This is a genomic window from Janthinobacterium saanense, assembly GCF_014200675.1.
In the GTDB taxonomy this organism is placed as follows: domain Bacteria; phylum Pseudomonadota; class Gammaproteobacteria; order Burkholderiales; family Burkholderiaceae_D; genus Janthinobacterium.
In genome coordinates, this window is record NZ_JACHCI010000001.1 from 193,637 (window position 1) to 218,891 (window position 25,255).

The following is a 25,255-nucleotide window of genomic DNA, read 5'->3' on the forward strand; positions in this document are numbered from 1 at the left end:
GAGGAACACGATGCGTGTATTACTGGTAGAAGATGATGAATTGATCGCCCATGGCATCCTGGCCGGCTTGCGTGCGCATGGCTTGACGGCCGATGGCGTGCGCAATGCAGCGCAGGCCGAAGCCGCGCTGGCCACCTTGCATTGCGACATCGTCATCCTGGATCTCGGTTTGCCGGATGAAGATGGCATGCGCCTGCTGGCGCGCCTGCGCGCCGCAGGCATGGCGCTGCCGGTGCTGGTGTTAAGCGCCCGCGACGCCGTCGAGGACAGGGTGGCTGGCCTGCGTGCCGGCGCCGATGATTACTTGCTCAAGCCTTTCGATCTCGACGAACTGGTGGCGCGCCTGCACGCCTTGCTGCGGCGCGCTGCCGGACGCAGCGTCGACATCATCGAACACGGTCCTTTGCGCCTGGATCCCGGCAGTGGCGCAGTCTTTCTGCACGGCCAACCGGTTGATCTGTCGCGCCGCGAACTGGCGCTGCTGGCCGCGTTATTGCACGCCAGCGGACGCATTCTGAGCGCCGATCAGTTGAGGGATAGTCTGTATCACTTCAATGAAGAGATTGAAAGCAACGCCCTCAGCGTGCATGTCCATCATTTGCGGCGCAAGCTCGGTGCGGAGCTGATCGAAACCGTGCGCGGCCTTGGCTACAAGATTTCCACGGTGAAGCCATGAGCTTGCGGCTGCGGCTGTTGTTGCTTATCGGGATTTCGCTGAGCCTGTTGTGGGGCGCCGTAGCAATATGGATGTTGCGCAGCCTGGACGATGAAGTACACCAGACGCTGGACCAGCGGCTGGCGATGTCGGCGCAAATGGTCGCCGGACTGATGTCGCAGAATCCTGCCGCCTGGGACGGACGCAGCCACACGCAGGATAAATCCGCATTGAGCATGCCGTCCATGGCCAAGGGCTTCGACTGCCAGATCACTTCTTTGCGCGGCGATGTGATCATGCGCACGCCGGGAGCAACCGTGGATGCTGTCGCGATGCGCAAGCCCGGCTATTCCGAACGTGTCATCAAGGGCGAACGCTGGCGCAGCTACACGTTTGAAACCGATAGCTTGCGCGTGACTACCGCCGATCGCCTGGCCGAGCGCGATTTGCTGTTGCAAAATGTGGCGATTGCGGCAGTCGTGCCATTTGTCGTTGCCATGATAGGCAGCTTGATCGTCCTGTGGTTTGGCGTGAAAAGTGGTTTGTTGCCGCTGGAGCGCCTGCGCCAGGCACTCGCCAGGCGCACGCCGGAGACCATGACGCCGATATCCGAGCGGGCGATGTCGCGTGACCTGATGCCCCTGGTAACGACGCTGAACACATTATTGCAACGGGTGCATGTCACCATCCACCGTGAGCGCCGCTTCACCAGCGACGCCGCGCATGAACTCCGGACCCCGCTTACCGCCATCAAGACGCATTTGCAGGTGACGCGTATCACGCAGGGCAAGGACGCTGCGCTCGCGCTGGACTACGCCGAGGAAGGCGTCGCCCGGCTGCAGCGTACACTGGGCCAATTGCTGACGCTGTCGCAAATTGAAGGCCCCTTCTCCTGGGAGGATGGCAAGCTTGCCGATGCTGAAGAAGTGGCGCGGCTGGCCATCCGTGACGCCGGCGCCAGCAGCAATGCGGCCGCCCGCATCGTTTTCAAGACCACGGGCGAGCCGGCGCCATTGGCGTTGCCGCAAGCCCTGGCCATTACCGCATTGCGTAATCTGCTCGACAACGCGCTACGCCATACGCCGGCCGAGCAAGACATTGTGCTGGAATTGCAGTTGGCAGGAAACGCTTGTGTGTTCCGCGTGCTCGATCAAGGCGGCGGCCTCAGCGCGGAAGAACTGGCCATGGTCAAGCAGCGCTTCTGGCGGCGCGGATCTGGCCAGGGCAGCGGCCTGGGCCTGTCTATCGTGGCAGCGATTGCCGAGCGTTTCGGAGGAACAATAGAACTCAGGCCACGGCTGGAGGGCGGCTTGGAGGCCAGCTTGACGCTGCCCATAAAAAATTGAGCAAAAACAAAAAGGGCTTACATTGCTGTAAGCCCTTCCATAATTCTGGTGCCGACTGCCGGTTTCGAACTGGCCACCTGATGATTACAAATCAACTGCTCTACCAAATGAGCTAAGTCGGCAAAAACTGCGCGTTGCGAATTATACGCTATTTAATGCGTGTCAGGGTCGGACGGCCGCCTTTTTTTGGTGGTTCGTCATCACCTGGGGTGGTTGAATCGCGTTGTTCGGGGGAACTGGTCGGGACGGACGACAGGGTCGGCACGCTGGCCACGGGGGCTGGCGGCGGTGGCGGGGCGTCGCTTGATGCGGGGCTGTTGGTGGGGCTGGCGTCCGGGTCGTCGTTGCCGAGTACCGGTTCGAAGGCCATGCCCTGGCCGTTTTCGTTGGCGTAGATGGCCATCACGTTGTCGACCGGCACGTAGATTTCGCGCGAAACGCCGCCGAAGCGGGCGTGGAAGCGGATCGCGTCGTTGTCCATCTTCAGGCCGCTGGTGGCGCCGAAGCTGATGTTGAGCACGATCTCGCCTTTTTTCACGTATTCCATCGGTACCGTGGTGCGCGAATCGACTTTGACCGCGAGATAAGGCGTGTAGCCGCTGTCGGTGCACCACTCATAGATGGCGCGCAGCATATAAGGTTTGGTTGAGATTTCAGACATGATAGGCACTGTGAGGCGGGAGCGCCCCCGCTAGGCGGGCGCACCGGTATTTCAATGAGACGATAGGGCAACTAAGCAATAAACAACCAACAAAGATAGTTTGCCCAAGATGCCCCAGAAAGCGTAGCGAGCAAGCCCGATATCGGCTTCAGTAACGCAGCCGTACTTTAGTACGGCGAGTAACGCCAAGTCGAGAGCGAGCTGCGCAGTAGCTTTATGGGGATATCTTAACGGCGCATGACCTTTTCGGAAGGCGTCAGCGCTTCGATATACGCTGGGCGCGAGAAGATGCGCTCGGCGTATTTCATCAGCGGTGCAGCCGTTTTCGACAGTTCGATGCCGTAGTGGTCCAGGCGCCACAGCAGCGGCGCAACAGCCACGTCGAGCATCGAGAATTCGTCGCCCAGCATGTACTTGTTTTTCAGGAACAGCGGCGCCAGAGTCGTCAGGCGGTCGCGGATTTCCGCGCGTGCCTTGTCGTGGCTCTTGTCGTTGCTCTTGGCGCGTTCGCTTTCCAGCACGTGCACGTGCACGAACAGTTCTTTTTCGAAGTTGAACAGCATCAGGCGCGCGCGGGCACGCATCAGCGGATCAGCCGGCATCAGTTGCGGATGCGGGAAGCGCTCATCGATGTACTCGTTGATGATGTTCGATTCATACAAGATCAATTCGCGTTCGACCAGGATAGGGACCTGGCCGTACGGGTTCATGGTCGAAATGTCTTCCGGTTTGTTGAACAGGTCGACGTCGCGCACTTCGAAGTCCATGCCTTTTTCAAACAGGACCAGGCGGCAGCGTTGCGAAAATGGGCAGGTTGTACCCGAATAGAGAACCATCATTTTTTATAGTTCCTTAGAAACAAAGGGGGTGAAGCCGCGAACGGCTCACCCCAGGTCGCTTGTCCACTCGTGCGGACAACGCAGAAACAGGCACCGACCGGCCTTCGGCCGGCGCCTCACTTATTTGACTTCCTTCCAGAACGACGCGTTAAGGCGCCATGCCAGCAGAGCGAAAACCGACAGGAACAGCAAGACCCACACGCCCAGGCGTTTGCGCGTTTGCTGTGCCGGTTCGGCCATCCACTCCATGTAGCCGACCAGGTCGGCCACCGCAGTGTCATACTCGATCTTGTTCAACGTGCCTGGCTTGACTTGCTCAAAGCCGACAAATTTGTGAATTTTCTTGCCCGCGTCATGCGGATCAGTCTCTTCATCAAACTTGGCAGTCTGGATACCTTGCAACTCCCATAACACATGCGGCATGGCAACATTCGGCACGACCATGTTATTCCAGCCGGTCGGACGAGTGTCGTCTTTATAGAACGTACGCAGGTAAGTATACAGGTAGTCGCCGCCTGTGCCACCGGAAGATGATTTTGCGCGTGAAATTACCGACAAATCGGGCGGTACCACGCCAAAAAATGCCTTGGCATCCTTGGGCGCCAGCGCGGTTGTCATCAGGTCGCCTACTTTATCACCGCTAAACAACAAACTCTTCTTGATCTGGTCTTCCGTCAAGCCCAGGTCTTTCAGGCGGTTGTAGCGCATCGATACGGCGGCGTGGCAATTCAAACAATAGTTGACGAACAATTTAGCGCCATGTTGCAGCGCTGCCAGATTGGTCGAGCGGTCCGGCGCTTTGTCGAGCGGAAAGCTGTCTTCGCTGGCGAAAGCCATGGCAGGCACGAATGCCAGGATGGCGAGCAGTTTTTTTGCAATCTTCATGTGAGGTCCTTTGAGCGTGGCGTGGGATCGGCTTAGTGCGGGTGAAATGTCACACGCGACGGCACGGTCTTGAACTTGCCCATTGCACTCCACCATGGCATCAGCAGGAAAAAACTGAAGTAAATCAGGGTGCACACCTGCGAAATCAGGGTCTTGGTGGCTGTCGGTTCCTGGGTACCCAGATAACCGAGCGTCAGGAACGACAGGCCGAACACGGCATACACCAATTTGTGCCAATCCGGACGGTAGCGTATCGATTTCACCGGTGAATGGTCCAGCCAAGGCAGAAAGGCCAGGATCACCACGGAACTGCCGAAGAACACCACACCCCAGAATTTCGCATCGAGGATTTGCGGCAACATGCCGATAATGGCCAGCAAGGCGATCACGGCGATGATGGATTTCACGGTGATCGACAAGCGCGACTTGAGCCAGATGAACACCACATAGGCGGCCACGGCAGCCATACACACATACATGAACTCGGCCGTGGTGGCGCGCAGCACCGAGTAAAACGGCGTGAAGTACCAGGTTGGCGCGATGTGCGTAGGTGTTTTCAGCGAATCGCTAGGCAGGAAGTTGTTGTATTCCAGGAAATAGCCACCCATTTCCGGCGCAAAGAACACCACTGCGCTGAACAGGACCAGGAAGATCGATACGCCGAACAGATCATGCACGGTGTAGTACGGGTGCGAAGGGATGGAATCGAGCGGGTGGCCATCGGCGCCCAGGGTTTCTTTCACTTCGATACCGTCCGGATTGCTGGAACCGACTTCGTGCAGGGCGATCAAATGGGCTGCTACCAGGCCCAGCAACACCAGCGGAATGGCGATCACGTGGAAGGCAAAGAAGCGGTTCAGGGTGGCGTCGGACACCACATAGTCGCCGCGTATCCACAAGGACAGGTCCGGTCCGATCAGGGGAATCGCGCCAAACAGGTTGACGATCACCTGTGCACCCCAGTACGACATCTGGCCCCATGGCAGCAAATAGCCGAAGAATGCTTCGGCCATCAGGCACAGGAAGATGGCGAAACCGAACAGCCAGATCAGTTCACGGGGCTTGCGGTAGGAGCCGTACAGCAGGCCGCGCGTCATGTGCAGGTAGACAATAATGAAAAAGGCCGAAGCGCCGGTCGAGTGCATATAGCGCACCAGCCAGCCCCACGGCACTTCGCGCATGATGTACTCGACGGAATTGAAGGCCAGCGCCGCATCGGGCTTGTAGTGCATGGTCAAAAAGATGCCGGTGACGATCTGCAAGACCAGCACCAGCATGGCCAGCGAACCGAAGATGTACCAGAAATTGAAGTTTTTCGGGGCGTAGTATTTGCCCCATTGATCATTCCACAGCTTGGAGAGGGGGAAGCGGTCGTCGACCCAGCCTAATGCTTTTTGGGCCGCGGGGGCGTCGGGAGGTAATTTCGTTTCCTTGAAAGCTGCCATGATCAAGCCTCGCCTTTCTCGTCTTTACCTATCAGCAATTTGGTGTCGCTCAGATACATATGACGCGGCACTTGCAGGTTGTCCGGGGCGGGCTTGTTCTTGAACACGCGGCCGGCCAGGTCGAAGGTGGAGCCATGGCAAGGACAGAGGAAACCGCCTTCCCAGTCATTCGGCAACGATGGTTGCGGACCGGGCGTGAACCTGGCCGATGGCGAGCAGCCGAGGTGGGTACAGATACCGACGGCGACCAGGATTTCAGGTTTGATCGAGCGCCATTCGTTGACGCAATAGGGCGGCGTGAACTCGTCGGGGTTGCGTTCGGATTTGGCGTCGGCGACTTCATTGTCGGTTTTTTTGAGGGAAGCGAGCATCTCCGGCGTGCGCTTCAGGATCCAGACCGGCTTGCCGCGCCATTCGGCGGTGCGCATTTCGCCTGGTTGCAAGGTGCTGATGTCTACTTCGACCGGCGCGCCGGCGGCTTTCGCGCGCTCCGACGGCTGGAAGGTGCTTACCAAAGCTCCCGCGGTGGCCAAACCAACGACACTGCCCGCCGCGCACGTGGCGACGAGCAAGCCGCGACGGCCTGAATCGACCTGCTTTTCGTTACTCATGCAAACCCCAATCAGTCAAAATGCGAATCTTTATTATGAGTGGCACCCGCGAAAAGTACGCTGCCGAAGCGCTTTCCCATCGCTTGCCCCAGACCGTCTCTTTGTCCGGTAAAGTGGCAACATCTCTGCGGAACTTCGGGCAATATCGCAGCCCGTGCCGATTTTTTGTTGATGTGCCTGAAGTGCAAAAGCCGCCTCTGGCAACCGCAAATTATAAGTGAAGCAAACAACGAATTAAAGATAAACGTTGCCTGTACCATAATTTATATACTTTTGCAGGCAGTGGCTAGTTCTTTTGAACTATGTGCGCTGCAGCATGCCGGAATTGTTCGCGCACACAACCGCAAGTTGGTGATGATATGAATCAATAGTATGATCGGCATGTTTTTTATATCTACCCGAAGGAGAATAATTCATGGCAATGATGCAAGAATTTAAAGAATTTGCAATGAAGGGCAATGTCGTCGACCTGGCCGTCGGTGTCATTATCGGCGGCGCCTTCGGCAAGATTGTCGATTCATTGGTGCAAGACGTGATCATGCCACCAATCGGCCGTATTTTCGGCGGCCTCGACTTCGCCAATTATTATCTGCCCCTGAATGGCCAGGCCACCAGCATGACTTTGGTGGAAGCGAAAAAGGCAGGGGCCGTTTTAGCCTACGGTAATTTCCTCACCATTTTGCTCAACTTCATCATTCTCGCTTTCATCATCTTCCAGATGGTGCGGCTGATGAACAAGGCCCGCCGCAGCGCACCTGCCGCGCCGGCGCCGGAAGCGGTCACGCCGGAAGACATCGTGCTGCTGCGTGAAATCCGTGATTCCCTGCAGAAGGGCGCACAGAAAAACAACGATCTGGCACAATAAGCTGTCCCGGCATAGGCCGGCTGAACAGGGTAAAGCTCCATGCGACGATTTTGGTTATTGTTTGCGCAAACCGTGACGATCGCGTTGGCGCTGTACTTTGTGTATGGCGCGCTGCGCCCGGCCAGCCGGGTGCAGCAGCTGGGCTCGCAAGCGACCCCGGTGCCGGTGGTGGAAACGGCGTCCAGCAGCCTGGCGCCCGGTTCCTATCGCGACGCGGCGGCGCGGGCCATGCCCGCCGTGGTCAACATCCTCACCACGCAAGCGCCCAAGCGCAGCGCCCATCCGCTGTCGCGCGACCCCTTCTTCAAACGATTCTTTGGCGACCGCACGCCCGGCAATGACGACGATGGCGGCGACGACGACTTGCAAAACAGCCTCGGTTCGGGCGTGATCGTCAGCCACGAAGGCTATATCCTGACGAATAACCACGTGGTCGAAGGCGCCGATGAAATCGAAGTCGTGCTGGCCGATGGCCGCAAGGCGCCCGCCAAGGTCGTGGGCCTGGACCCGGAAACGGACCTGGCCATCATCCGTATCAACCTCGACAAATTGCCCGTCATCGTGCTGGGCCAGTCGGAACAGGCGCGCGTGGGCGATGTGGTACTGGCCATCGGCAACCCGTTTGGCGTGGGCCAGACAGTGACCATGGGCATCATCTCTGCCTTGGGGCGCAATAATCTGCACATCAACAGCTTTGAAAATTTCATCCAGACCGATGCGGCGATCAACTTCGGCAACTCGGGTGGCGCGCTGGTCGATACGCGCGGCAATTTGATCGGCATCAACACGGCGATTTATTCGCAAAGCGGCGGCTCGGTCGGCATCGGCTTTGCGATTCCCGTTTCCACCGCCAAGACCGTGATGGAAGCGATCATCAAGAACGGCCACGTGGTGCGCGGCTGGATAGGCGTGGAAATGCAGGACATCACGAAAGAGCTGGCCGACAGCTTCGGTTTGCAGCGTAGCAACGGCGCCATCATTGCCGGCGTGGTGCGCAACGGGCCGGCCGACAAGGCGGGCATCAAGCCTGGCGATATCCTGCTCAAGGTCGAAGGCAAGAGCGTGGGCGACACCACCGAAATGCTCAATCTGATCGCCCAACTGCCGCCCGGTGAAAAAGCTAAAATGACGGTGCTGCGCAAGAGCCGTGAAGCGGTGCTTGATGTGGTGGTGGGCAAGCGGCCCATCCCGAAAGACCCGTCCAAATAGTTGTGTATCGGAACCTGACACATGCATGTGCGTGATTTGACCCAATTTTTACGTGAACTGAGCGACAACAATAATCGTCCCTGGTTTGTGATGAACAAGCCGCGCTACGACATCTTGCGCGAAGAATTTCTGGCGCTGGTGACCTCCTTGATCGGCGAACTCGGCAAGTTTGACCCTGCCGTGAAATATTGCAACCCGAAGAAAGCCATGTTCCGCATCAACCGCGACGTGCGCTTTGCCCACGACAAGAGCCCGTATAAAACGCGTTTTTCGGCGGCGATTGCGCCGAACGACATGCGCCGTCCCAGCAAGGCTGGCGGCCCAACGTACTATCTGCAGATCGATGGCCAGGGCAATCTGCTGTTCGGCGCCGGCGAATACATGCCGCCGCCGGGCCGGCTGAAGGCGCTGCGCGAGCACATGGTCAACGACGCGCCAGGTTTTTCCAAAGTGCTCAAGAATAAGCGCTTGAAGGCGCGTTACGACACGATCCAGAATGAAGGCAAGCTGCAGCGTCCGCCCAAGGGCTTTGACGCTGACGCCGAGCATATCGAATTCATCAAGCTGAAGAGCTTTTTTGTCTGGACCGAAGTAGCGCTGCCCGTAAATGCACCGGAAAAATTGCTGCCTCTCCTGGCCGAAGGCTTGAAGGATGCATTTGCTCTGGTGGAATGGATGCGCGGCGCGAAAGAGCCGGACGAAGAGCTCGTATAACTACTGGAGGGTGTGATGGCTTTGCCGCATGCAGCATCAGGAGAAGTTATCGATATAGCAGCGAAAAACGGCGGCGACCTGTCGCAGTTTTCCGCCATCGCCCTGGCCAAGACGGATGAGCTGGAACTGATACGGCTATGCATGCCCAAGGGCAAGACCATGCCCGAACATCATGTGCTCGGTGAAATCACTTTGCTGTGCCTGCAGGGGCAGGTGGTGGTGCAGGCCCATGGCGGCCAGCAAGTGCTGGGGCCGGGGCAGATGCTATACCTGCACGGTGGCCAGGCCCATGCGGTGGAAGCCCGTGCAGACAGTTTATTGCTGTTGACTATCTTGATGGCCAAGGCGGGCCGCTAAGCCCGCTTGACCACTTATTGCGCTTCGTCGCGCGGATCACGGGCCAGCAGGCGCTGCACCATGTCTTGTGGCAAATCCCCATCGAACAGCACGCCGGCCACCGCATTGGTGATCGGCATGTCGACCTGCATCTTCTGCGCCAGTGCGCGTACGGCACGTGCGCAGGGCACGCCTTCGGCCACATGGCCCAGCTCGGCCACGATGGTGGCCAGCTGCTTGCCTTGCGCCAGAGCCAGGCCCACGCGGCGGTTGCGCGACAAATCGCCGGTGCAGGTCAGCAGCAAGTCGCCGATGCCGGTCAGCCCCATAAAAGTTTCCGTCTGGCCACCCAGCGCCGTGCCCAGGCGCGTGATTTCGGCCAGGCCACGCGTGATCAGCGCGGCGCGGGCATTCAAGCCCAGGCCCAGGCCGTCGGCCACGCCGGTGGCAATCGCCAGGATATTTTTGACGGCGCCGCCCACTTCCACGCCCACCAGGTCGACACTGGCATACACGCGGATGGTGCCGCCATGCAAGGCTGACACGACCTTGCTGCGCAGTTCGGCATTGTCGGACGCTATCGTCAGGGCGCATGGCAGGCCGCGCGCTACTTCCTGCGCAAACGAGGGGCCGGACAGGGCGCCGCCCGGCACTTGATGCCCCAGTTCCTGCTGCACGATCTGGTGCGGCAGCATGCCGCTGCCGTCTTCAAAACCCTTGCACAGCCAGACCAGGTTGGGAATCTGCTTGTGTTTGAGCTGCAGCAGCAGCGGGCGCAGGCCTGCCACCGGGCAGGCGGCGATCAGCAGCGCCTGCTCGTCGCCGGCATGCGCCACGGCGGCGTCGAAATCGGCCGAGATGAGCATTTGCGGCGGCAGGGCAAAGCCGGGCAGATAGCTGTTTTCGCCACTGGCGGCCATCGCCGCCATGGCGCTGCCATTGCGGCCCCACAGCAATACGTCATGGCGGGCCGCCAGGGCCATGGCCACGGCCGTGCCCCAGGCGCCGGCGCCCAGCACGGTAATCTTGCGGCGCTGGCCAGCAGGGATGGTATCGGAAATGATGTCAGGAGAAACTTGCATGCAACCTCAGTCGGGCAGGGGGAAAGGCGGCGCCGCTATCAGCGCCGGCGGCGCCAGCAGCGCTTACAGGCCCCAGACTTCGCTGGTCTTGACGTAGCCGGTCTGGCCATCCTTGTGGCGGACCTTGACCCAGCCGGAAGTAGGCTGTTCGCTCATTTCGAGCAGCACGCCCTTGTCGACCAGCAGCACCGGCGAGGCATTATCGTCGGGGCTGGCACGGACTTTCAGATTGGCGGTGCGCGCCACAACATTGCGTTTCGGGCTCAGGCCCTTCGCTTCGGTCCAGGCCATTTCGCCAGTGGCGTCGCGTACCTTGACCCATTCGCCATAGCTGAGGACGACTTCGAGCGGCATGCCGCGCGGCGCCACATACAGCTTGCCGCCCTTGACGGAAGGCGCGTCGTACAGGATGACCGGGGCGGCGCCCACCGATTTGAAATCGACGGCGTAGCTGGCCGCTGTCGCCAGCATCAGTACGGCGCCTGCGATCCAACGGAATTTGCTTGTGACCGGATTTTTCAACATGATATTTTTTGAGCCTTAACGAAACACGGCGGTCCAGCCGCCGTGTCATGCTGGCCCAGAGCGGGCCGGCGGGGTCTTGCTTGCAACTATTAGTGCGTTTCGCCAGCAGCGGGTGCTGCTGCGGCAGCGTCAGCAATAGCTTGCAGGCGTTGTTGGTAGAACACTTCGAAGTTGATCTCGGCCAGGTGCACAGGCGGGAAGCCGGCACGGGTGATCACGTCGGCGATGTTGGCGCGCAGGTATGGGTAGATGATGTTCGGGCAGCCGATTCCCAGCAGCGGATCGAGTTGATCGGCAGGAATGTTGCGTGCTTCGAAGATACCAGCTTGTTTGCCTTCAACCAGGAAAGCCACTTTGTCGCCGACTTTGGCGGTCACGGTGATGGTCACGGTCGCTTCAAAGATGCCGTCGGCCAAAGGCGCAGCGCCCACGTCCAGTGCCACTTCGATCGCTGGTGCTTCTTGTTCCAGGAAAATAGCTGGGGAATTTGGTTGTTCCAGCGACATGTCTTTCAGGTAGACGCGTTGGATTTGGAAGACTGGTTGCAGATTTTCGTCAGACATGGAACGCTTTCGTTGTAATGGACAAGAACGGCATACCGTTCAAATATAGTGTTTGCGGCAAACAAACCGCACCGGATAGGTGCGGCCTGATCAGGTGCGAGGCAATTGTATCAAAACAATACTGCCTAAAACCAATTTCGCTAACCGGCTTTATATCAGGCTGCCGTGCCATTTAACAAGGGGTCCAGCTTTCCGGCTTGATCGAGCGCATACAAATCGTCGAAACCGCCGACGTGGGTGTCGCCCACATAGATTTGCGGCACGGTACGGCGACCGGTGCGTTCCATCATCTTGATGCGCTCTTCAGGATCGAGGTCGACGCGGATTTTTTGCACGGCTACGCCCTTAGATTCCAGCAGGCGCTCGGCGCGCACGCAATAGGGGCAGACGGCGGTGCTATACACAATTACTGGGACTGTCATGATATTTTCCTTCAATGAACTGATGCTTACTTGGCCAAGGATAAGGTTTTCAGTGGCAAGCCTTGCTTGTTCCATTCGTCGATGCCGCCTTCCAGGCCGGTTGCTTCGGCGAAACCGGCTTTGCTCAGCAGGCCGACGGCCGTTGCCGAGCGCGATCCTTTCTGGCAAACCACTACAATGGGGCGCGTTTTGAATTTTTCCAGCTCGCCCAGGCGTTTTGCCAGTTCTGGCAAGGGAATATTTTTTGCGTCAGGCAAGTGGCCCTTGGCGAATTCTTCCGGGGTGCGTACGTCAACGATGACGGTTTTGCCACGATTGATCAGTTGTGTGACTTCCAGTACTGTGGCACGCTTGCCGCGCAAGGACAGCAGTGGCCAGAGGAGGGCGCCGCCGGAAATGATGACGATGGCAAACAGAAAAATGTGGTCGATAAAGAATTTCACGTAGGGTCCAATGGTTTAAGTCAATCCGCGCATTATAAAATAGAAGCTGGACGAGGTCTTTTTACGTTTTGCTTTTTTGATTTGAACCCCTTGAGAAGATAGAACTATGTATAAAATCGTTTTCATGCGTCACGGCGAGTCCACCTGGAACCTCGATAACCGCTTCACTGGCTGGACCGACGTCGATCTGACGGAAAAGGGCGTCAACGAAGCCCGGGCCGCCGGCCAGATCCTCAAGGAAGCCGGTTTCACGTTTGACGTGGCCTACACCTCGGTCTTGAAGCGCGCGATCCGTACCCTGTGGCTGTCGCTGGACGCGATGGACATGATGTATCTGCCGATCAAGCATGACTGGCGTTTGAACGAGCGTCACTACGGCGCCCTGCAAGGCCTGGATAAAGCAGAAACAGCGGCCAAGTATGGCGACGAGCAAGTGCTGGTCTGGCGCCGCAGCTACGACACGCCGCCGCCGCCGCTGGCCGAGGGCGACGATCGCGCCTCGTTCAACGATCCGCGTTATGCCGGCTTGCCAAAAGCATCGATTCCGCTGACCGAATGCCTGAAAGACACCGTAGCGCGCGTGATGCCTGCCTGGGATGAGGAAATCGCCCCGGCGATTCGCGCCGGCAAGAAAATCATCATTTCGGCCCACGGCAACAGCTTGCGCGCCCTGATCAAGATGCTCGACGGCATCAGCGACGACGACATCGTCGGCCTGAACATTCCAAATGGCCAGCCGCTGGTATATGAACTGGACGCCGATTTGAAACCGATCCGCCATTACTATCTGGGCGATCCGGCAGCGATTGCGGCAGCCCAGGCTGCCGTGGCGAACCAAGGGAAGGCCAAGTAACTTTGCAGTATTTCTTCCGCGGCACAGCCATCGCCCCCTCTGCTGAACCACCCCTGCCGGCCTGGCGCGCCGGCGCCATGCTGTGCCTGGCGCTGCTGTTTGCCAGCGGCGCCGCGCATGGCGCCAAACCCACCGAACGCAGCAAGCAGAAGGCGGCCGCGGAAGCCCAGCGCGCCGGATTGCAGCAAAAGCTGACGGCCCTCAAGCGCGACATCAGCGTGACGGAAACCGCCAAGGACGATGCTGCCGATACCCTGGCCGAGTCGGAAGAAGCCATTTCCAACGCCAACCGCTCCTTGCGCGACCTGGCGCAGGAGCAAAATGACACCGGCGTCAAACTGACGGCGCTGGGACGTGAGCGCGAGCAATTGACGGCCACGGTCAGCAAGCAAAAGGGGCAGTTGTCCGAATTGCTGCGCGAACAATATGTCGCCGGCAATGAAGACCGCATCAAGCTGCTCTTGTCAGGTGACAACCCGAACCGCATCAACCGCGATCTGCAACTGATGGCCTATGTGTCGCAGGCGCAGGCGCGCCTGCTCGAATCGCTGCGCGCCAACCTGGCGGCGGTGGAAAAAAACCAGGCGGAAGTGCAGAACGCCAAGGATGAACTGGAAGAAATTGCCCAGGAAGAGCGCGATCAAAAAGCCTTGCTGGTGCAGGAAAAAGCACGCCGCGCCACTTTGCTGGCCAATTTGTCGCAGCGCCTGGTGGCGCAGCGCAAGGAAGCTGGCAATGTGGAGCGCGACGAACAGCGCATGGGCAATCTGGTCGACAAGCTGGCCAAGATGATCGCTGAGCAAGCCGCAGCGGAAGCGGCCGAGAAGAAACGCCAGGAATTGCTGGCGGCCCAGCGCGCCGCCGCCAAGGCGGCAGCGGACGCCAAGGCTGCCGAGGAAAAACGCCAGCGCCTGGCCGCCGCGCGCGCCAAGGCGGAAGCCAAGGCAGAAGCGAAGGCCCAGGCTGACCGCGAGCGTATCGCCAGGGAGCAGCAGAACAAGAGCGGCAAGATCAAGCCGCAAACGCCGGCCCCGGTCCCGGTCCCGGCGCCAGCCGTCAAGCTCGATCCTATCGATAATGACGAGCCGCCGCAGGTGGCCAAGGTCGAGCCTAAACCCGAACCTAAAGCGGAGCCGCCGCGCCCCAGCCTGGGGCCGGCCGCGCCCGCTGGTGCTTTCGCCAGCCTCAAGGGGCAGATGCGCGCGCCCCTGCCGGGCAAGGTGGAAGTGCGTTTCGGCAGCAAGCGCGGCGATGGCCCCAGCTGGAAGGGCGTGTTCATCCGTGCCAGCGAGGGGACGGAAGTGCACGCCATCGCGGCCGGCCGGGTGGTGTTTTCCGATTGGCTGCGCGGCTTCGGCAACCTGATCATCGTCGACCATGGTGGCCAGTACATGAGTATTTATGGCAATAACCAATCCGTGCTGAAACGCGTGGGGGATGCCGTCAAGGCCGGCGACGCCATCTCCACTGCCGGCAACAGCGGCGGCAACGAGGAATCGGGGCTATACTTTGAGTTGCGCTATCAGGGCCGAGCCTTCGACCCCGCCGGCTGGGTGAAGTTTTAAAGTGAAATTTCAAATTCCTGCCATCGTTGCAGGATTCTGACTGCATCGTATTTGTAGATTGCGAAGAAGACATGGGCATCAAAGTAAAAAGTATCGGCTTGATCGGTTTGGGCGTATTGGCCGGTATCGGCGCAACGATGCAGTTCCCGGCGATTGCGCAGAAAGTGGCCACTTCTCCGCTGCCGCTCGACGAGCTGCGCCAGTTATCCGATGTCTTTGGCCTCATCAAGACCGATTACGTGGAAAAGGTTGACGATAAGAAACTGCTGACGGAAGCCATTTCCGGCATGGTGTCCTCGCTGGACCCGCATTCTGTCTATCTCGACAAGAATGCCTTCAAGGAAATGCGCGAGAGCGTGGAAGGCAAGTTCGTCGGCATCGGCATCGAAGTGAGCATGGAAGATGGCTATGTGAAAGTCGTCTCGCCGATCGAGGACAGCCCCGCCGCCAAGGCCGGCATCCTGGCTGGCGACCTGATTACCCGTCTCGACAATGTGCCCCTGAAAGGCTTGCAGCTCGACGAGGTGATCAAGAAGATGCGCGGCCAGCCGCACAGCAAGCTGGTGCTGACGATTTCGCGCAAGGGCGAAAGCAAACCGCTGGTGTTCCCCATCGTGCGCGAAGAAATCCGCGTGCAAAGCGTGAAGGCCAAGATGATCGCCCCTGGCTATGGCTGGCTGCGTATTGCCCAGTTCCAGGAACCGACCGTGGGCGACATGGTCAAGAAAATCAATGCCCTGTATGCGCAAGACCCCAAGCTCAAGGGCCTGGTGCTGGACTTGCGCAACGATCCGGGCGGTGTGGTGCCGGGCGCCATCGGCGTGGCCACTGCCTTCTTGCCAGGCAATTCCGTGATCGTCTCGACCAAGGGGCAATTGCCTGAATCGCAGCAAGTATTTTATGGTCGGCGCGAGTTTTATGCGGCGCCGGACAGCAAGACCGATCCGCTGGCCAAGCTGCCGGCCGCGCTGAAAACCGTGCCGCTGGTGGTGCTGGTCAACGCCGGTTCGGCTTCAGCCTCGGAAATCGTCGCTGGCGCCTTGCAGGATTACAAGCGCGCCACCGTGATCGGCACGCAGACTTTCGGCAAGGGTTCGGTGCAAACCCTGCGCCAGCTGACCGCTGATACGGCCGTCAAGCTGACGACGGCCCGTTATTACACGCCGAAAGGCCGCGCCATCCAGGCGCGCGGCATCGTGCCCGACATGCTGGTCGATGAAACGGCCGATGGCGATGGCTGGAACAGCTTGCGCGTGCGTGAAGCCGACCTGGACAAGCACCTGGCCAGCGATGATGGCAAGCCGGAAGCGGCCGCTCCTACCCTGGGCAGCGAGCAGGCGCAACTGGCGGAAGAGCAGCGCCTGATCACCTCGGCGAAAAAGCGCAAGCCACTGGAATACGGCGCCAAGGACGATTTCCAGCTGCAGCAGGCGCTGAACCACTTCCAGGGCTTGCCGGTGCAACTGGCCAAGGCGGACCTGAAAGCCGAAAAGATCAGCGACAAGCCCGAGATCCAGGCCGACATCAAGCCCGATGATAAGAAGATTCCTGTGCAAAAACCGTAAGTTGCGGCCATGAACGACGCCCAGCTGCTGCGCTATTCGCGCCATATCCTCATCGATGAAATCGGCATCGAAGGCCAGCAAGCCTTGCTGGACGCGCATGTGCTGGTGATCGGCGCGGGTGGCCTGGGGTCTCCCGCCGCCATGTATCTGGCGTCCGCCGGGGTCGGCAAGCTGACCCTGGTCGACGACGACACGGTCGACCTGACCAATCTGCAGCGCCAGATCGCCCATACGACGGCGCGCGTGGGCCAGCCCAAAGTGCTGTCGGCAAGCGAAACCTTGCGAAATATCAACCCAGAGATCGTGATTGCGGCCTTGCAGGAGCGTGTCGACGAGGCTCGCCTGGCCGAACTGGTCTTGCCGGCCACGGTGGTGCTGGACTGTACCGACAATTTCGCCACCCGCCATGCCGTCAACCGTGTGTGCGTGGCCCACAAGGTGCCGCTGGTGTCGGGCGCCGTGATCCGCTTCGATGGCCAGGTCAGCGTGTTTGACACGCGCGCCGGTACGCAGCCCTGTTATTGCTGTCTGTTTCCGCAAGACCAGGCATTCACGGACGAGGCCTGCTCTACCATGGGCGTGTTTGCGCCGCTGGTGGGGGTGGTGGGCGCCATGCAGGCAGCCGAAGCTTTAAAACTCATCATGGGCGTGGGCGAGTCGCTGGCGGGCAGGCTGTTGCTGCTCGATGGCTTGCGCATGGAATGGAGCAGCATGCGCGTGGCGCGCGACCCGGCCTGCCCTGTTTGCGGCTAGTCTGACGGCGAATAGCGGCAAGTGGTCTGGTCGGGCTGCAAGTTATCACAGAAAATTTTACCCATATGACAGGCTTTGTCATATTTCGGCTTTATACTCTGCACTCCACTGACCTACTTTTTCTCTTTCTTATGCAAAACGCAGCACACCGTTCGATACGCCAGCGCCTCGCGCGTGGCTTCACACTGATCGAAATCATGGTCGTGGTCGTGATCATGGGTATCCTCGCTTCGCTGGTGGTGCCGAAACTGATCGCCCGTACGGGTGAATCGAAGGTGGCGGCGGCGAAAGTTGACATGGCCACCATCATGCAGGCGCTCAAGCTGTACCGCCTCGATAACCAGCGCTATCCGACCACCGAGCAGGGCTTGCACGCGCTGGTGGAAAAACCCACCGCCGGCCCGGCCGCGAATGGCTGGAAGGCGGGCGGCTACCTGGAAAAAATGCCAAAAGATCCATGGGGCAACCCTTACCAGTACCTGTCGCCTGGCTTGAAAGGCGAAGTCGACATCATCTCGCTGGGCGCCGACGGCCAGCCTGGCGGTAGCGGTGACGACGCCGATATCGGCTCGTGGGAACTGTAAGCTACCTGCATGTGCACCATGACCAGGCAGGGCGCGTATCGCCAGCGGCGTAGCGGCGGCTTTACCCTGATCGAGCTGCTGGTGGTGATGGTCATCATCGGCGTCACCCTGGGGCTGGTGTCCTTGAACGCCATGCCGAATGGCCAGCAAGCCTTGCAAAAGGAAGCCGAACGCATCGCCCTGCTGCTGCAGCTGGCGCGCGATGAAGCCATCGTGCGCAGCCGGCAAGTGGCCTTCGAAGCCGATGAAAACCAGTACCGCTTCCTGGTCTTGAATGAAAAACTGTGGCAACCCGTGACGCAGGACGATTTGCTGCGCGAACGCAGCTTTTCCAATACTCCCATGCTGCTCAGCGTGCAGCCGTCCAATAGCGTGGCCCAGCCGTTGCGCATCATCTTCGGCCGCGAGCCGGTCGACAAGCCCTTCGTGCTGACCCTGGCCAGCGGCGAGCGCAGCGTCGCCATCCGCGCCGACGGCATCGGTCATTTTACGGTCGAACAATGATTTCCTTTCCTTTTCAACGTTCAGGGCGACAGTCCGGCTTCACCTTGCTGGAAGTGCTGGTCGCCCTGGTCATCGTCGGCACGGCGCTGGGGGCGTCCTTGCGCGCCGTGGGCAGCCTGACGCAGAACAGCGATGGCTTGCGCAGCGCCATGATGGCCACCTGGTCGGCTGAAAATCATTTGGTGCGCCTGCGCCTGGCGAAGACCTTCCCGCAGACGGGCACGCGCACGGAAGACTGTCCGCAGGGTGATTTGCAACTGATATGCGAGGAAGAAGTGGTGGCCACGCCGAATCCCCGTATCCGCCAGGTGCGCGTCAATGTCTACGACGCGCAATACCCGGCCCGGCGCATCGTGCGCCTGGTCCTGCTGTCGTTTAACGACTGATGGCGCGCCGTTTCTCCCCCGCCGCGGGCTTTACGCTGATCGAGCTGCTGGTGGCGATCGGCATCCTGGCCATGGTCGCCGTGCTGGGCTGGCGTGGCCTGGACAGCATCATGCGTTCGCGTGAAGTGCTGACCAGCCAGCTGGAACAGGCGCGCGGCATGCAACTGGCGTTTGCCCAGATGCAGAGCGATTGCGACCACCTGGCCGGCGCCGGCCTGAATAATAATCTGCTCAATGGCCGCACCAATCTGTCGGCAGAAGACGACCGGTTGACCCTGGTGCGCCTGGCTGCCTCGGAGCAGGAACCGCAGCAGCTGCAGGTGATCACCTATCGCCTGAGCAACGGCGTGCTGACGCGGCGCGAATCGAATGGCACGCGCGACCTGGCCGTGCTCGACACCTTGTGGCAGGCGGCGCGCGACGATACCAACACCAGCACGGCCGACGTGCCGCTGATGCGCGGCGTTGACAGCATGGTCATGCGTGGCTGGAGCAACGGCGCCTGGAACGTGCTGACGGCGGGCGCCGCCATCTCCACGCAAGTGCCGGGCCTGGAAGTGACCTTGCAGATGCCGGGCCAGGATGCGGGCCTGTCCAAAGTATTTTTACTGGGGCCAGGATGAGACCCAGGATGAAGCCATTTCGCATTCCAGCGCGCCAGCGTGGCGTGGCCGTCATCATGGCCTTGCTGCTGACGGCGCTGGCCATCACGGTGGTTGCCAGCCTGTTCTGGCAGCAGCAGGTGCAAGTGCGCTCGATGGAAAACCAGCGTTTGCGCCTGCAGACGCAATGGGCCATGCGCGGCATGGTCGACTTTGCCCGCTTCTGGCTGCGCCAGGACAATCCCTCGCTGACGGCCGCTGACGGCATCTGGGCCACGCCCATCGAGGAAGCGCGGCTCGACGATTATGTGGACCGTGAAAAGGTCGACACGGAAAAATTCGACGCCACGGTGTCGGGCCGTGCCTTCGATGCGCAGGCGCGTTTTAATATCAGCAACCTGGCCGACGTCATGGGCAACGTCAATCCTCCGCAGGTGAAGGCGTATCAGCGCTTGCTGGCCAACCTGCAGCTCGACAGCGGCCTGGCGCAGGCGACCGCCGATGCGGTGGTGCGCGCGCGGCCCAGATCGAACACACCGAATACCGGCAGCAATGACGGTAATAACGGTGGCACAAACGGTGGTGCAAATGGTGGTAGCAACACCACGGCCCCGAGTTCGGGCGGCGACAGCGCGCCGGTGGCGTTCACGCAGATCGAGGATTTGCTGTCCGTGCCCGGCTACACGCCGCAAGTGATCGAGAAGCTGCGCGACTTCGTCATCGTGCTGCCGACCACGACCCCCAGCGCCGTGAATGTCAATACCGCCCCGGCGGAAGTACTGTCGGCCGTGACGACGCTGTCGGTTTCCGAGGCCAGCGCCGTGACCTTGAGCAATCCGCGTAAAAAGTTTGTCGATGCAGGTAATTTCACGAATAATACCAATGGCAACCTGATCGACGGCGTGCCTATCGATGTGAAAAGCAGCTATTTCCTCGCGGTCATCCGGGTGCGCCTGGACCGCGCGGCGCTCGATGCGCAAGCGCTGGTGTGGCGCCAGCCGAATCCGCAGCGCACTACCAGCCTGGTCTGGTTGCGGGAAAATTAAAACCTGAAAGCGAGTCCCTTTGACAACTCTGTATATCCGGCACCCGGCCAAAGTGTCCACTGACAGTGCGGCGGCCTGCCCCTTCGTGCTGGCCGGCGACGGCGGCGCCCTGCTGCAGCAGGGCAGTACGCCACTGGGCAACCTGGGGCCGCTGATCGCTGGCGCAAAGCAGGTGGTACTGCTGCTGGCGGCAGCCGATGTGACCTTGCTGCGTCTGAAAACCCCGCCGCTGGCGGGCGCCCGCCTGCGCGCGGCCTTGCCCGGCCTGGTGGAAGAACACATCCTTGGCGACGCGCAAGACTGCGTGCTGGCTGCAGGCAGCAGCGATGCCGCCGGTCTGCGCACGGTGGCCGTGGTGCAGCGGGCCTGGATAGAAGTGCTGGTAAAAGCCTTGCTGGCGCAGGGCGCGCGCAAGGTCGCCGTGCTGCCATCGCAGCTATGCCTGCCTTTGCCGCCCGGTGGCGTGACGGCGGCCTTGCAGGCAAGCGGGCAGGGCCTGGAACTGGCTTTGCGCCAGGCGCCGCAAGAAGGCCTGGGCCTGATCCTGCCGGCCCAGCCGCAGCAGGCTTTGACGACCACGCGTGCGTTTGCCGGCGAGGCGCCCCTGACCGTGTATGTGGCGCAGGCCGACGTGGCCCACTACCAGGCGCTGGCCGCCGACATGGCGGGCGTGACGGTGGCAGCCGACCATTGGGCGCACTGGATCGCCGCTGCCCACGCGGCGGGCCTGGACCTGGTGCCGGCGCTGGGAGCCAACGGCGGTGCGGCGCGCGACTGGCAGCGCTGGCGCTGGCCATTGCGGCTGGTGGCGCTGGCCGTGATCGTCAACCTGATGGGCTTGAATATCGAATGGTCGCGCCTGAAGCGCGAGGCCGCTACCGTGCGTACCTCGATGCAGCAAACCTTCAAGGCGGCGTATCCGAATGAAGCGCCGGTGTATGGCATGGAAGCGGAGCAGATGCGGCGCAATATCACTGCCGCCAAGCTGCAAAGCGGGCAGGCCAGCATGGACGATTTCACCAGCCTGAGCGCAGCGCTGGGCGAGGCGCTGGGCGGCCTGGCCGGACGCGGCGTGGTGGCCTCGCTGGAATACCGCGAGCGCAGCCTGATCGTCAAACTGAAACCCGATATGGTGGACGCCAGCGCCCAGGCGCAGGTGCGTGAAGGCCTGGCCGCGCGCAAGCTGTCCTTGAATGTAACGGAGCCGGGCGTGTGGAAAATCACGCTGGCCACGGGAGCGAAAACATGAACGCCGTCGTCAACAAGGGGCGGGTGGCCCTGGCCAGCCGCCAGCAGGCGCTGCAAGTCTTCTGGACCGAGCGCACGCCGCAGGAACGCAAGCTGCTGACGACAGGCAGCGTCGTCGCCGGCCTGGCGCTGGTGTACGCCATCTTTTTTGACCCGGCCTGGAGCGGCCGCACCGATTTGCAAAAGAGCTTGCCCGAGCTGCGCCAGAGTGCGGCCCAGCTGCAGGCGCTGGCGCTGGAAGCGGGTGATCTGGCGCGCCAGACACCGCTGCAGGTGGCGGCCATGAGCAAAGAGAGCCTGGGTGCTTCCCTGAAGGCCAAGGGCCTGACGCCGCAATCGCTGTCGGTAACAGGAGAATACGTCAGGGTACAGCTCAATGACGTGCCGTTTGCGAGTGTCATGCTGTGGCTGGACGGTTTGCGCCGTCAAGACCGCGTCGCGGTGCAGGAAGCCAAGATCACGGCGCAGACCAAGGCTGGCCAGGTCGACGCCACGTTGACCTTGCATCAGAGTCCGGGCGCGACGCGATGAAGCGCCTGCTCGGATGGCTGCTGGCCATCATCGTCAGCGTGGCGGCGACCCTGCTGGTGTTTTTTCCTGCCGGCTGGGTGGCCGGCATCGTCGAGCAGCAGACGGCCGGGCGATTGACCCTGGGCGATGCGCAGGGTACCCTGTGGCGCGGCTCGGCGTTTATCGGCGGGGCGGCCAGCGCGAATGGCGCCGTGACGCCGCTGCTGCCAGGACGCTTCAGCTGGCGCATCTCGCCATCGGTGCTGTGGGGATCGGCCGACGTGGAACTGCAAAACCCCGAAGCCTTGTCGCAAACCGTCAATCTGCACGGTGGCTGGTCGCACTGGCAAGTAAGCCCGGCGTCCCTGCTGCTGCCGGCCGACGGCCTGGGTGGCCTGGGCGCGCCGCTCAATACGGTGGCGCCGACGGGCAGCATGCGCCTGTCGTGGACCACCTTGCAGCTGGCGCTGGAAAAACGGCAGTTTTCGGCGGTCGGGCGCACTACCTTGCAGATGACGGACATGGCCTCGCGCCTGTCGTCGCTGCGTCCGCTGGGCAGTTATGAACTCGATTTCGATTGGCAGGGGCAGCAGGCGTCATTGACCCTGCGCTCCATCAAGGGGCCGCTGCTGCTCGATGGCAGCGGCAGCCTGAATCAGGGGCGCATGCAGTTTTCAGGCCAGGCCCAGGCCGCAGCAGGATATGAAGAGACCTTGGCGAGTTTGTTGAATTTGCTGGGACAGCGCCGTAGCAATAGCGAAAAAAACATCATCGCCTTAGAGTTTAGACAATGAAAAAACCATCCGTGAGCCCAAACAAATCCTCCTTTTCGCTGCGCCGCCTTTCCGCCGCCGCTCTCTTGTGCTGTTCGGTGGCTGGCATGCCGGCGCCTGCCTGGTCTGCACCCGGCGATGAAGCCGCGCTCAATTTCGTCGGCGCCGATATCGAATCGGTGATCAAGGCGGTGGGGCATTACACCAACATCAATTTCGTCATCGATCCCCGCGTCAAGGGCACGATCACGCTGGTGTCGGAGAAATCGATCAGCAAGACCCAGGCTTTCGGCCTGCTCGCTTCCGCGCTGCGCCTGCAAGGCTATGCCGTGGTCTCGGGCGACGGTTACGCCAAGGTGGTGCCGGAAGCGGACGCCAAGCTGCAATCGGTGCCGACCCAGGTGGGCAGCGGCGCCAGCCAGGTCAAGGGCGACCAGATCGCCACCCAGGTGTTTTATCTGAGCTATGAATCGTCGGCCAACTTGCTGGCCGTGCTGCGCCCGCTGATTTCACCGAATAACACCATCAACGCCAATCCCGGCAACAACTCGCTGGTGATCACCGATTACGCCGATAACCTCAAGCGCCTGGCGAAGATCATCGCCGCGCTCGACGTGCCGGCATCGACTGACCTGGACGTGATTCCCGTGCGTTATGCGATAGCCTCGGACCTGGCCTCGATGGTCAACAAACTGATGGAAGGCGGCGGCGGCACGGCAGCCGGCGCCGATGCGGGCAAGGTCTCGGTACTGGCCGATCCGCGTACCAATTCGCTGGTGCTGCGCGCGCCATCGGTGGCACGCGCCAACCTGGCCAAGTCGCTGATCTCGAAACTCGACCAGCCGACTACGCAGCTGGGCAATGTGCACGTGGTGTACCTGAAGAATGCCGACGCCACCAAGCTGGCGCAAACCCTGCGCTCGGTGGTGACGTCCGACGGCACGGCCGCCGGCGGTCAGCAAAACAATACGAACAACGCCAGCAACCAGGGCTTGAATAACCAGGGCATCAACAGCAATAACAACAGTGGCGGCATCAACAGCACTGGCCTGGGTGGCAATACGCAAAACGGCACCTCGGGTGGCGCGTCGATGAACAACGGGCCGCAGCAGCTGTCCTCGGGCGGCGCGGCCGGCTTTATCCAGGCCGATGCCTCGACCAATACCCTGATCCTGACCTGTAACGAAGCTGTCTACCGCAACCTGCGTGCCGTGATCGACCAGCTCGACGTGCGCCGCGCCCAGGTCTATATCGAAGCGCTGATCGTCGAAGTAACGTCGGCCAAGGCATCCGAATTCGGCGTGCAATGGGCTGGCCTGTCGGGTAACAGCAATAGCAATTATCGCGTGGGCGTGCTGCAATCGTTCGCTGGCGGCACCAGCAACAATATCGGCGCCATCGCCACCGGCAAGGGCGCCGTGCTGCCGACGGATGGCCTGAACCTGGGTATTTTCAAGCAGATCAATGGTGCACTGGGTCTGGGCGCCATCGCCCATGCGCTGGAGTCGGATGGCAACGCCAACATCCTGTCGACGCCTAACCTGATCACTCTGGATAATGAGCTGGCGACCATCAAGGTGGGCCAGAACGTGCCTATCCTGACGGGCCAGTACACCAGTACGGCTGGCACCAACACCAATCCTTTCCAGACCATCGACCGCAAGGATGTGGGCCTGACCCTGAAGGTGCGTCCGCAGATTTCCGAAGGCGGCACCATCAAGCTGAGCATCTATCACGAAACTTCCAGCGTGGACCAGGCCACGGCGACGGCTGTCAGCGGCATCACCATCAACAACCGCGTGATCGAGAACAGCGTGCTGGCCGACGATGGCCAGGTCATCGTGCTCGGTGGTTTGATCCAGGACAGCACCAGCGACAATGCTGAAAAAGTGCGCGGCCTGGGCGATATTCCCGTGCTGGGCAATCTGTTCAGGTACCAGACGCGTTCGCGCACCAAAACCAATCTGATGATTTTCCTGCGTCCAGTCATCGTGCGCAGCAAGGAGCAAAGCGGCAGCCTGGCTTCCGACCGCTACGACTATATGCGCGCGGCCGAAGAAATGGCCGTGCCGGCGACGGGTAATCTGATGCTGAAAGACCTGGGCACACCGGTGATGCCGGCCTTGCAAAATGGCCAGCCAGTCGGTGGCGGCTTGATGTCGCGCCCCTTGCCGCCAGCGCCGGCGCCACTGGGTGCGCCGGGCAATGCGGTCACGCCGGCCGCTGAATCGCAGCAGCAACCGCAGCCGCAGAACTGATCGCCGT

General features: G+C 60.7%; 29 protein-coding genes and 1 tRNA gene. 19 read left to right on the forward strand and 11 right to left on the reverse strand.

The annotated features are described in order from the left end of the window. Nucleotides 1-10 precede the first annotated feature (10 nt). Together HDE72_RS00920 and HDE72_RS00925 are read left to right on the forward strand one after the other, a co-directional pair. A complete protein-coding gene (locus tag HDE72_RS00920; protein ID WP_183736828.1) occupies nt 11-676 on the forward strand; it encodes a response regulator in 666 nt (221 codons plus the stop codon). Beyond that, nucleotides 673-2,001 carry an ATP-binding protein gene (locus tag HDE72_RS00925; RefSeq protein WP_183736830.1) on the forward strand — a complete coding sequence of 443 codons (1,329 nt, stop codon included), beginning with the start codon at nt 673-675 and terminating at the stop codon, nt 1,999-2,001. The genes HDE72_RS00920 and HDE72_RS00925 overlap by 4 nt, the downstream gene beginning before the upstream one ends. Before the next feature lie 46 nt (nt 2,002-2,047). Here HDE72_RS00925 and HDE72_RS00930 read toward each other — a convergent pair. The 6 genes from HDE72_RS00930 to petA all read right to left on the reverse strand — a co-directional run bounded on the left by HDE72_RS00930 (nt 2,048) and on the right by petA (nt 6,442). Further along, nucleotides 2,048-2,123: transfer RNA gene (locus HDE72_RS00930), tRNA-Thr, on the reverse strand. Between the two features lie 26 nt (nt 2,124-2,149). Further along, nucleotides 2,150-2,662: a ClpXP protease specificity-enhancing factor gene (locus HDE72_RS00935; protein WP_183736832.1), complete on the reverse strand. Its 513-nt coding sequence runs from the start codon at nt 2,660-2,662 to the stop codon at nt 2,150-2,152. 227 nt (nt 2,663-2,889) lie between these two features. Then, a complete protein-coding gene (locus tag HDE72_RS00940) occupies nt 2,890-3,501 on the reverse strand; it encodes a glutathione S-transferase N-terminal domain-containing protein (protein WP_008443913.1) in 612 nt (203 codons plus the stop codon). A gap of 120 nt (nt 3,502-3,621) precedes the next feature. Further along, a complete protein-coding gene (locus HDE72_RS00945; RefSeq protein WP_183736834.1) occupies nt 3,622-4,386 on the reverse strand; it encodes a cytochrome c1 in 765 nt (254 codons plus the stop codon). A gap of 32 nt (nt 4,387-4,418) precedes the next feature. After that, nucleotides 4,419-5,831: a cytochrome b gene (locus tag HDE72_RS00950; protein WP_183736836.1), complete on the reverse strand. Its 1,413-nt coding sequence runs from the start codon at nt 5,829-5,831 to the stop codon at nt 4,419-4,421. Nucleotides 5,832-5,833: 2 nt separating this feature from the next. Next, nucleotides 5,834-6,442 (reverse strand): ubiquinol-cytochrome c reductase iron-sulfur subunit, encoded by a 609-nt coding sequence (petA, locus tag HDE72_RS00955; RefSeq protein WP_183736838.1) that lies wholly within the window; start codon nt 6,440-6,442, stop codon nt 5,834-5,836. 415 nt (nt 6,443-6,857) lie between these two features. Here petA and mscL point away from each other — a divergent pair, with 415 nt between their 5' ends. Genes mscL through HDE72_RS00975 form a run of 4 tightly spaced genes read left to right on the forward strand, consistent with a single transcriptional unit; the run spans nt 6,858 to nt 9,587 of the window. Continuing rightward, nucleotides 6,858-7,307 (forward strand): large conductance mechanosensitive channel protein MscL, encoded by a 450-nt coding sequence (gene mscL / locus HDE72_RS00960; protein WP_183736840.1) that lies wholly within the window; start codon nt 6,858-6,860, stop codon nt 7,305-7,307. A gap of 39 nt (nt 7,308-7,346) precedes the next feature. Then, nucleotides 7,347-8,516 (forward strand): Do family serine endopeptidase, encoded by a 1,170-nt coding sequence (locus tag HDE72_RS00965; RefSeq protein WP_183736842.1) that lies wholly within the window; start codon nt 7,347-7,349, stop codon nt 8,514-8,516. A 21-nt stretch (nt 8,517-8,537) separates the two neighbouring features. Next, nucleotides 8,538-9,230 carry a DUF2461 domain-containing protein gene (locus HDE72_RS00970; RefSeq protein WP_183736844.1) on the forward strand — a complete coding sequence of 231 codons (693 nt, stop codon included), beginning with the start codon at nt 8,538-8,540 and terminating at the stop codon, nt 9,228-9,230. A 15-nt stretch (nt 9,231-9,245) separates the two neighbouring features. After that, nucleotides 9,246-9,587: a cupin domain-containing protein gene (locus HDE72_RS00975; RefSeq protein ID WP_183736845.1), complete on the forward strand. Its 342-nt coding sequence runs from the start codon at nt 9,246-9,248 to the stop codon at nt 9,585-9,587. Between the two features lie 14 nt (nt 9,588-9,601). On the opposite strand, the gene HDE72_RS00980 is transcribed toward HDE72_RS00975, so the two are convergent. From HDE72_RS00980 to HDE72_RS01000, 5 genes are all read right to left on the reverse strand, one after another. Further along, the gene (locus tag HDE72_RS00980; protein ID WP_183736847.1) at nt 9,602-10,648 is read right to left on the reverse strand and encodes an NAD(P)H-dependent glycerol-3-phosphate dehydrogenase; all 1,047 of its coding nucleotides are present in this window, start codon (nt 10,646-10,648) and stop codon (nt 9,602-9,604) included. 63 nt (nt 10,649-10,711) lie between these two features. Then, complete coding sequence (locus tag HDE72_RS00985) at nt 10,712-11,173, reverse strand: SH3 domain-containing protein (protein WP_183736849.1); 462 nt, start codon at nt 11,171-11,173, stop codon at nt 10,712-10,714. Between the two features lie 89 nt (nt 11,174-11,262). Continuing rightward, nucleotides 11,263-11,736, reverse strand: coding sequence for a protein-export chaperone SecB (secB, locus tag HDE72_RS00990; protein ID WP_183736851.1), 474 nt, complete (start codon nt 11,734-11,736; stop codon nt 11,263-11,265). Nucleotides 11,737-11,891: 155 nt separating this feature from the next. Continuing rightward, on the reverse strand, nt 11,892-12,158 hold the full coding sequence (gene grxC, locus HDE72_RS00995; RefSeq protein ID WP_034753025.1) for a glutaredoxin 3: 267 nt from the start codon (nt 12,156-12,158) through the stop codon (nt 11,892-11,894). A gap of 26 nt (nt 12,159-12,184) precedes the next feature. Next, nucleotides 12,185-12,601 carry a rhodanese-like domain-containing protein gene (locus HDE72_RS01000; protein ID WP_183736853.1) on the reverse strand — a complete coding sequence of 139 codons (417 nt, stop codon included), beginning with the start codon at nt 12,599-12,601 and terminating at the stop codon, nt 12,185-12,187. A gap of 106 nt (nt 12,602-12,707) precedes the next feature. Between HDE72_RS01000 and gpmA the strand changes: the two genes are divergently transcribed. From gpmA to gspD, 13 genes are all read left to right on the forward strand, one after another. Beyond that, nucleotides 12,708-13,454, forward strand: coding sequence for a 2,3-diphosphoglycerate-dependent phosphoglycerate mutase (gene gpmA / locus HDE72_RS01005; protein ID WP_183736855.1), 747 nt, complete (start codon nt 12,708-12,710; stop codon nt 13,452-13,454). 77 nt (nt 13,455-13,531) lie between these two features. Next, nucleotides 13,532-15,019 carry a murein hydrolase activator EnvC family protein gene (locus HDE72_RS01010; protein WP_183737180.1) on the forward strand — a complete coding sequence of 496 codons (1,488 nt, stop codon included), beginning with the start codon at nt 13,532-13,534 and terminating at the stop codon, nt 15,017-15,019. Between the two features lie 71 nt (nt 15,020-15,090). Further along, nucleotides 15,091-16,584, forward strand: coding sequence for a S41 family peptidase (locus tag HDE72_RS01015; RefSeq protein WP_183736857.1), 1,494 nt, complete (start codon nt 15,091-15,093; stop codon nt 16,582-16,584). 9 nt (nt 16,585-16,593) lie between these two features. Next, nucleotides 16,594-17,337, forward strand: a complete 744-nt coding sequence (locus HDE72_RS01020; protein ID WP_183736859.1) for a HesA/MoeB/ThiF family protein — start codon at nt 16,594-16,596, stop codon at nt 17,335-17,337. 131 nt (nt 17,338-17,468) lie between these two features. Next, the gene (gspG, locus tag HDE72_RS01025) at nt 17,469-17,921 is read left to right on the forward strand and encodes a type II secretion system major pseudopilin GspG (protein WP_183736862.1); all 453 of its coding nucleotides are present in this window, start codon (nt 17,469-17,471) and stop codon (nt 17,919-17,921) included. A 9-nt stretch (nt 17,922-17,930) separates the two neighbouring features. Beyond that, nucleotides 17,931-18,425 carry a GspH/FimT family pseudopilin gene (locus tag HDE72_RS01030; protein WP_260176342.1) on the forward strand — a complete coding sequence of 165 codons (495 nt, stop codon included), beginning with the start codon at nt 17,931-17,933 and terminating at the stop codon, nt 18,423-18,425. Next, a complete protein-coding gene (gspI, locus tag HDE72_RS01035; protein WP_183736865.1) occupies nt 18,422-18,811 on the forward strand; it encodes a type II secretion system minor pseudopilin GspI in 390 nt (129 codons plus the stop codon). Before HDE72_RS01030 ends, gspI begins: the two co-directional genes overlap by 4 nt. After that, the gene (locus tag HDE72_RS01040; RefSeq protein WP_183736868.1) at nt 18,811-19,434 is read left to right on the forward strand and encodes a prepilin-type N-terminal cleavage/methylation domain-containing protein; all 624 of its coding nucleotides are present in this window, start codon (nt 18,811-18,813) and stop codon (nt 19,432-19,434) included. Before gspI ends, HDE72_RS01040 begins: the two co-directional genes overlap by 1 nt. A gap of 8 nt (nt 19,435-19,442) precedes the next feature. Continuing rightward, complete coding sequence (gspK, locus tag HDE72_RS01045; protein ID WP_183736869.1) at nt 19,443-20,459, forward strand: type II secretion system minor pseudopilin GspK; 1,017 nt, start codon at nt 19,443-19,445, stop codon at nt 20,457-20,459. A gap of 52 nt (nt 20,460-20,511) precedes the next feature. After that, the gene (gspL, locus tag HDE72_RS01050) at nt 20,512-21,708 is read left to right on the forward strand and encodes a type II secretion system protein GspL (RefSeq protein WP_311735179.1); all 1,197 of its coding nucleotides are present in this window, start codon (nt 20,512-20,514) and stop codon (nt 21,706-21,708) included. Then, nucleotides 21,705-22,238, forward strand: a complete 534-nt coding sequence (gene gspM, locus HDE72_RS01055; protein WP_183736873.1) for a type II secretion system protein GspM — start codon at nt 21,705-21,707, stop codon at nt 22,236-22,238. The genes gspL and gspM overlap by 4 nt, the downstream gene beginning before the upstream one ends. Beyond that, nucleotides 22,235-23,011, forward strand: coding sequence for a type II secretion system protein N (locus tag HDE72_RS01060; RefSeq protein WP_183736875.1), 777 nt, complete (start codon nt 22,235-22,237; stop codon nt 23,009-23,011). Before gspM ends, HDE72_RS01060 begins: the two co-directional genes overlap by 4 nt. Further along, a complete protein-coding gene (gene gspD / locus HDE72_RS01065; RefSeq protein WP_183736877.1) occupies nt 23,008-25,248 on the forward strand; it encodes a type II secretion system secretin GspD in 2,241 nt (746 codons plus the stop codon). The genes HDE72_RS01060 and gspD overlap by 4 nt, the downstream gene beginning before the upstream one ends. The last annotated feature ends 7 nt before the right edge of the window (nt 25,249-25,255 follow it).

What these genes read in the sequence shown, in the direction of transcription:
- HDE72_RS01010 (WP_183737180.1), top strand. Translation starts at nt 13,532, where the DNA reads ATGCTGTGCCTGGCGCTGCTGTTTGCCAGCGGCGCCGCGCATGGCGCC.
- HDE72_RS00965 (WP_183736842.1), top strand. Translation starts at nt 7,347, where the DNA reads ATGCGACGATTTTGGTTATTGTTTGCGCAAACCGTGACGATCGCGTTG.
- HDE72_RS01030 (WP_260176342.1), top strand. Translation starts at nt 17,931, where the DNA reads ATGTGCACCATGACCAGGCAGGGCGCGTATCGCCAGCGGCGTAGCGGC.
- petA (WP_183736838.1), bottom strand. Translation starts at nt 6,442, where the DNA reads ATGAGTAACGAAAAGCAGGTCGATTCAGGCCGTCGCGGCTTGCTCGTC.
- HDE72_RS01060 (WP_183736875.1), top strand. Translation starts at nt 22,235, where the DNA reads ATGAAGCGCCTGCTCGGATGGCTGCTGGCCATCATCGTCAGCGTGGCG.
- HDE72_RS01040 (WP_183736868.1), top strand. Translation starts at nt 18,811, where the DNA reads ATGGCGCGCCGTTTCTCCCCCGCCGCGGGCTTTACGCTGATCGAGCTG.
- gspI (WP_183736865.1), top strand. Translation starts at nt 18,422, where the DNA reads ATGATTTCCTTTCCTTTTCAACGTTCAGGGCGACAGTCCGGCTTCACC.
- mscL (WP_183736840.1), top strand. Translation starts at nt 6,858, where the DNA reads ATGGCAATGATGCAAGAATTTAAAGAATTTGCAATGAAGGGCAATGTC.
- HDE72_RS00975 (WP_183736845.1), top strand. Translation starts at nt 9,246, where the DNA reads ATGGCTTTGCCGCATGCAGCATCAGGAGAAGTTATCGATATAGCAGCG.
- HDE72_RS00970 (WP_183736844.1), top strand. Translation starts at nt 8,538, where the DNA reads ATGCATGTGCGTGATTTGACCCAATTTTTACGTGAACTGAGCGACAAC.
- HDE72_RS00980 (WP_183736847.1), bottom strand. Translation starts at nt 10,648, where the DNA reads ATGCAAGTTTCTCCTGACATCATTTCCGATACCATCCCTGCTGGCCAG.
- gpmA (WP_183736855.1), top strand. Translation starts at nt 12,708, where the DNA reads ATGTATAAAATCGTTTTCATGCGTCACGGCGAGTCCACCTGGAACCTC.
- gspK (WP_183736869.1), top strand. Translation starts at nt 19,443, where the DNA reads ATGAAGCCATTTCGCATTCCAGCGCGCCAGCGTGGCGTGGCCGTCATC.
- HDE72_RS00985 (WP_183736849.1), bottom strand. Translation starts at nt 11,173, where the DNA reads ATGTTGAAAAATCCGGTCACAAGCAAATTCCGTTGGATCGCAGGCGCC.
- grxC (WP_034753025.1), bottom strand. Translation starts at nt 12,158, where the DNA reads ATGACAGTCCCAGTAATTGTGTATAGCACCGCCGTCTGCCCCTATTGC.
- gspD (WP_183736877.1), top strand. Translation starts at nt 23,008, where the DNA reads ATGAAAAAACCATCCGTGAGCCCAAACAAATCCTCCTTTTCGCTGCGC.
- HDE72_RS00950 (WP_183736836.1), bottom strand. Translation starts at nt 5,831, where the DNA reads ATGGCAGCTTTCAAGGAAACGAAATTACCTCCCGACGCCCCCGCGGCC.
- HDE72_RS01015 (WP_183736857.1), top strand. Translation starts at nt 15,091, where the DNA reads ATGGGCATCAAAGTAAAAAGTATCGGCTTGATCGGTTTGGGCGTATTG.
- gspM (WP_183736873.1), top strand. Translation starts at nt 21,705, where the DNA reads ATGAACGCCGTCGTCAACAAGGGGCGGGTGGCCCTGGCCAGCCGCCAG.
- HDE72_RS00925 (WP_183736830.1), top strand. Translation starts at nt 673, where the DNA reads ATGAGCTTGCGGCTGCGGCTGTTGTTGCTTATCGGGATTTCGCTGAGC.
- HDE72_RS00920 (WP_183736828.1), top strand. Translation starts at nt 11, where the DNA reads ATGCGTGTATTACTGGTAGAAGATGATGAATTGATCGCCCATGGCATC.
- HDE72_RS00935 (WP_183736832.1), bottom strand. Translation starts at nt 2,662, where the DNA reads ATGTCTGAAATCTCAACCAAACCTTATATGCTGCGCGCCATCTATGAG.
- HDE72_RS00940 (WP_008443913.1), bottom strand. Translation starts at nt 3,501, where the DNA reads ATGATGGTTCTCTATTCGGGTACAACCTGCCCATTTTCGCAACGCTGC.
- HDE72_RS01020 (WP_183736859.1), top strand. Translation starts at nt 16,594, where the DNA reads ATGAACGACGCCCAGCTGCTGCGCTATTCGCGCCATATCCTCATCGAT.
- secB (WP_183736851.1), bottom strand. Translation starts at nt 11,736, where the DNA reads ATGTCTGACGAAAATCTGCAACCAGTCTTCCAAATCCAACGCGTCTAC.
- HDE72_RS00945 (WP_183736834.1), bottom strand. Translation starts at nt 4,386, where the DNA reads ATGAAGATTGCAAAAAAACTGCTCGCCATCCTGGCATTCGTGCCTGCC.
- gspG (WP_183736862.1), top strand. Translation starts at nt 17,469, where the DNA reads ATGCAAAACGCAGCACACCGTTCGATACGCCAGCGCCTCGCGCGTGGC.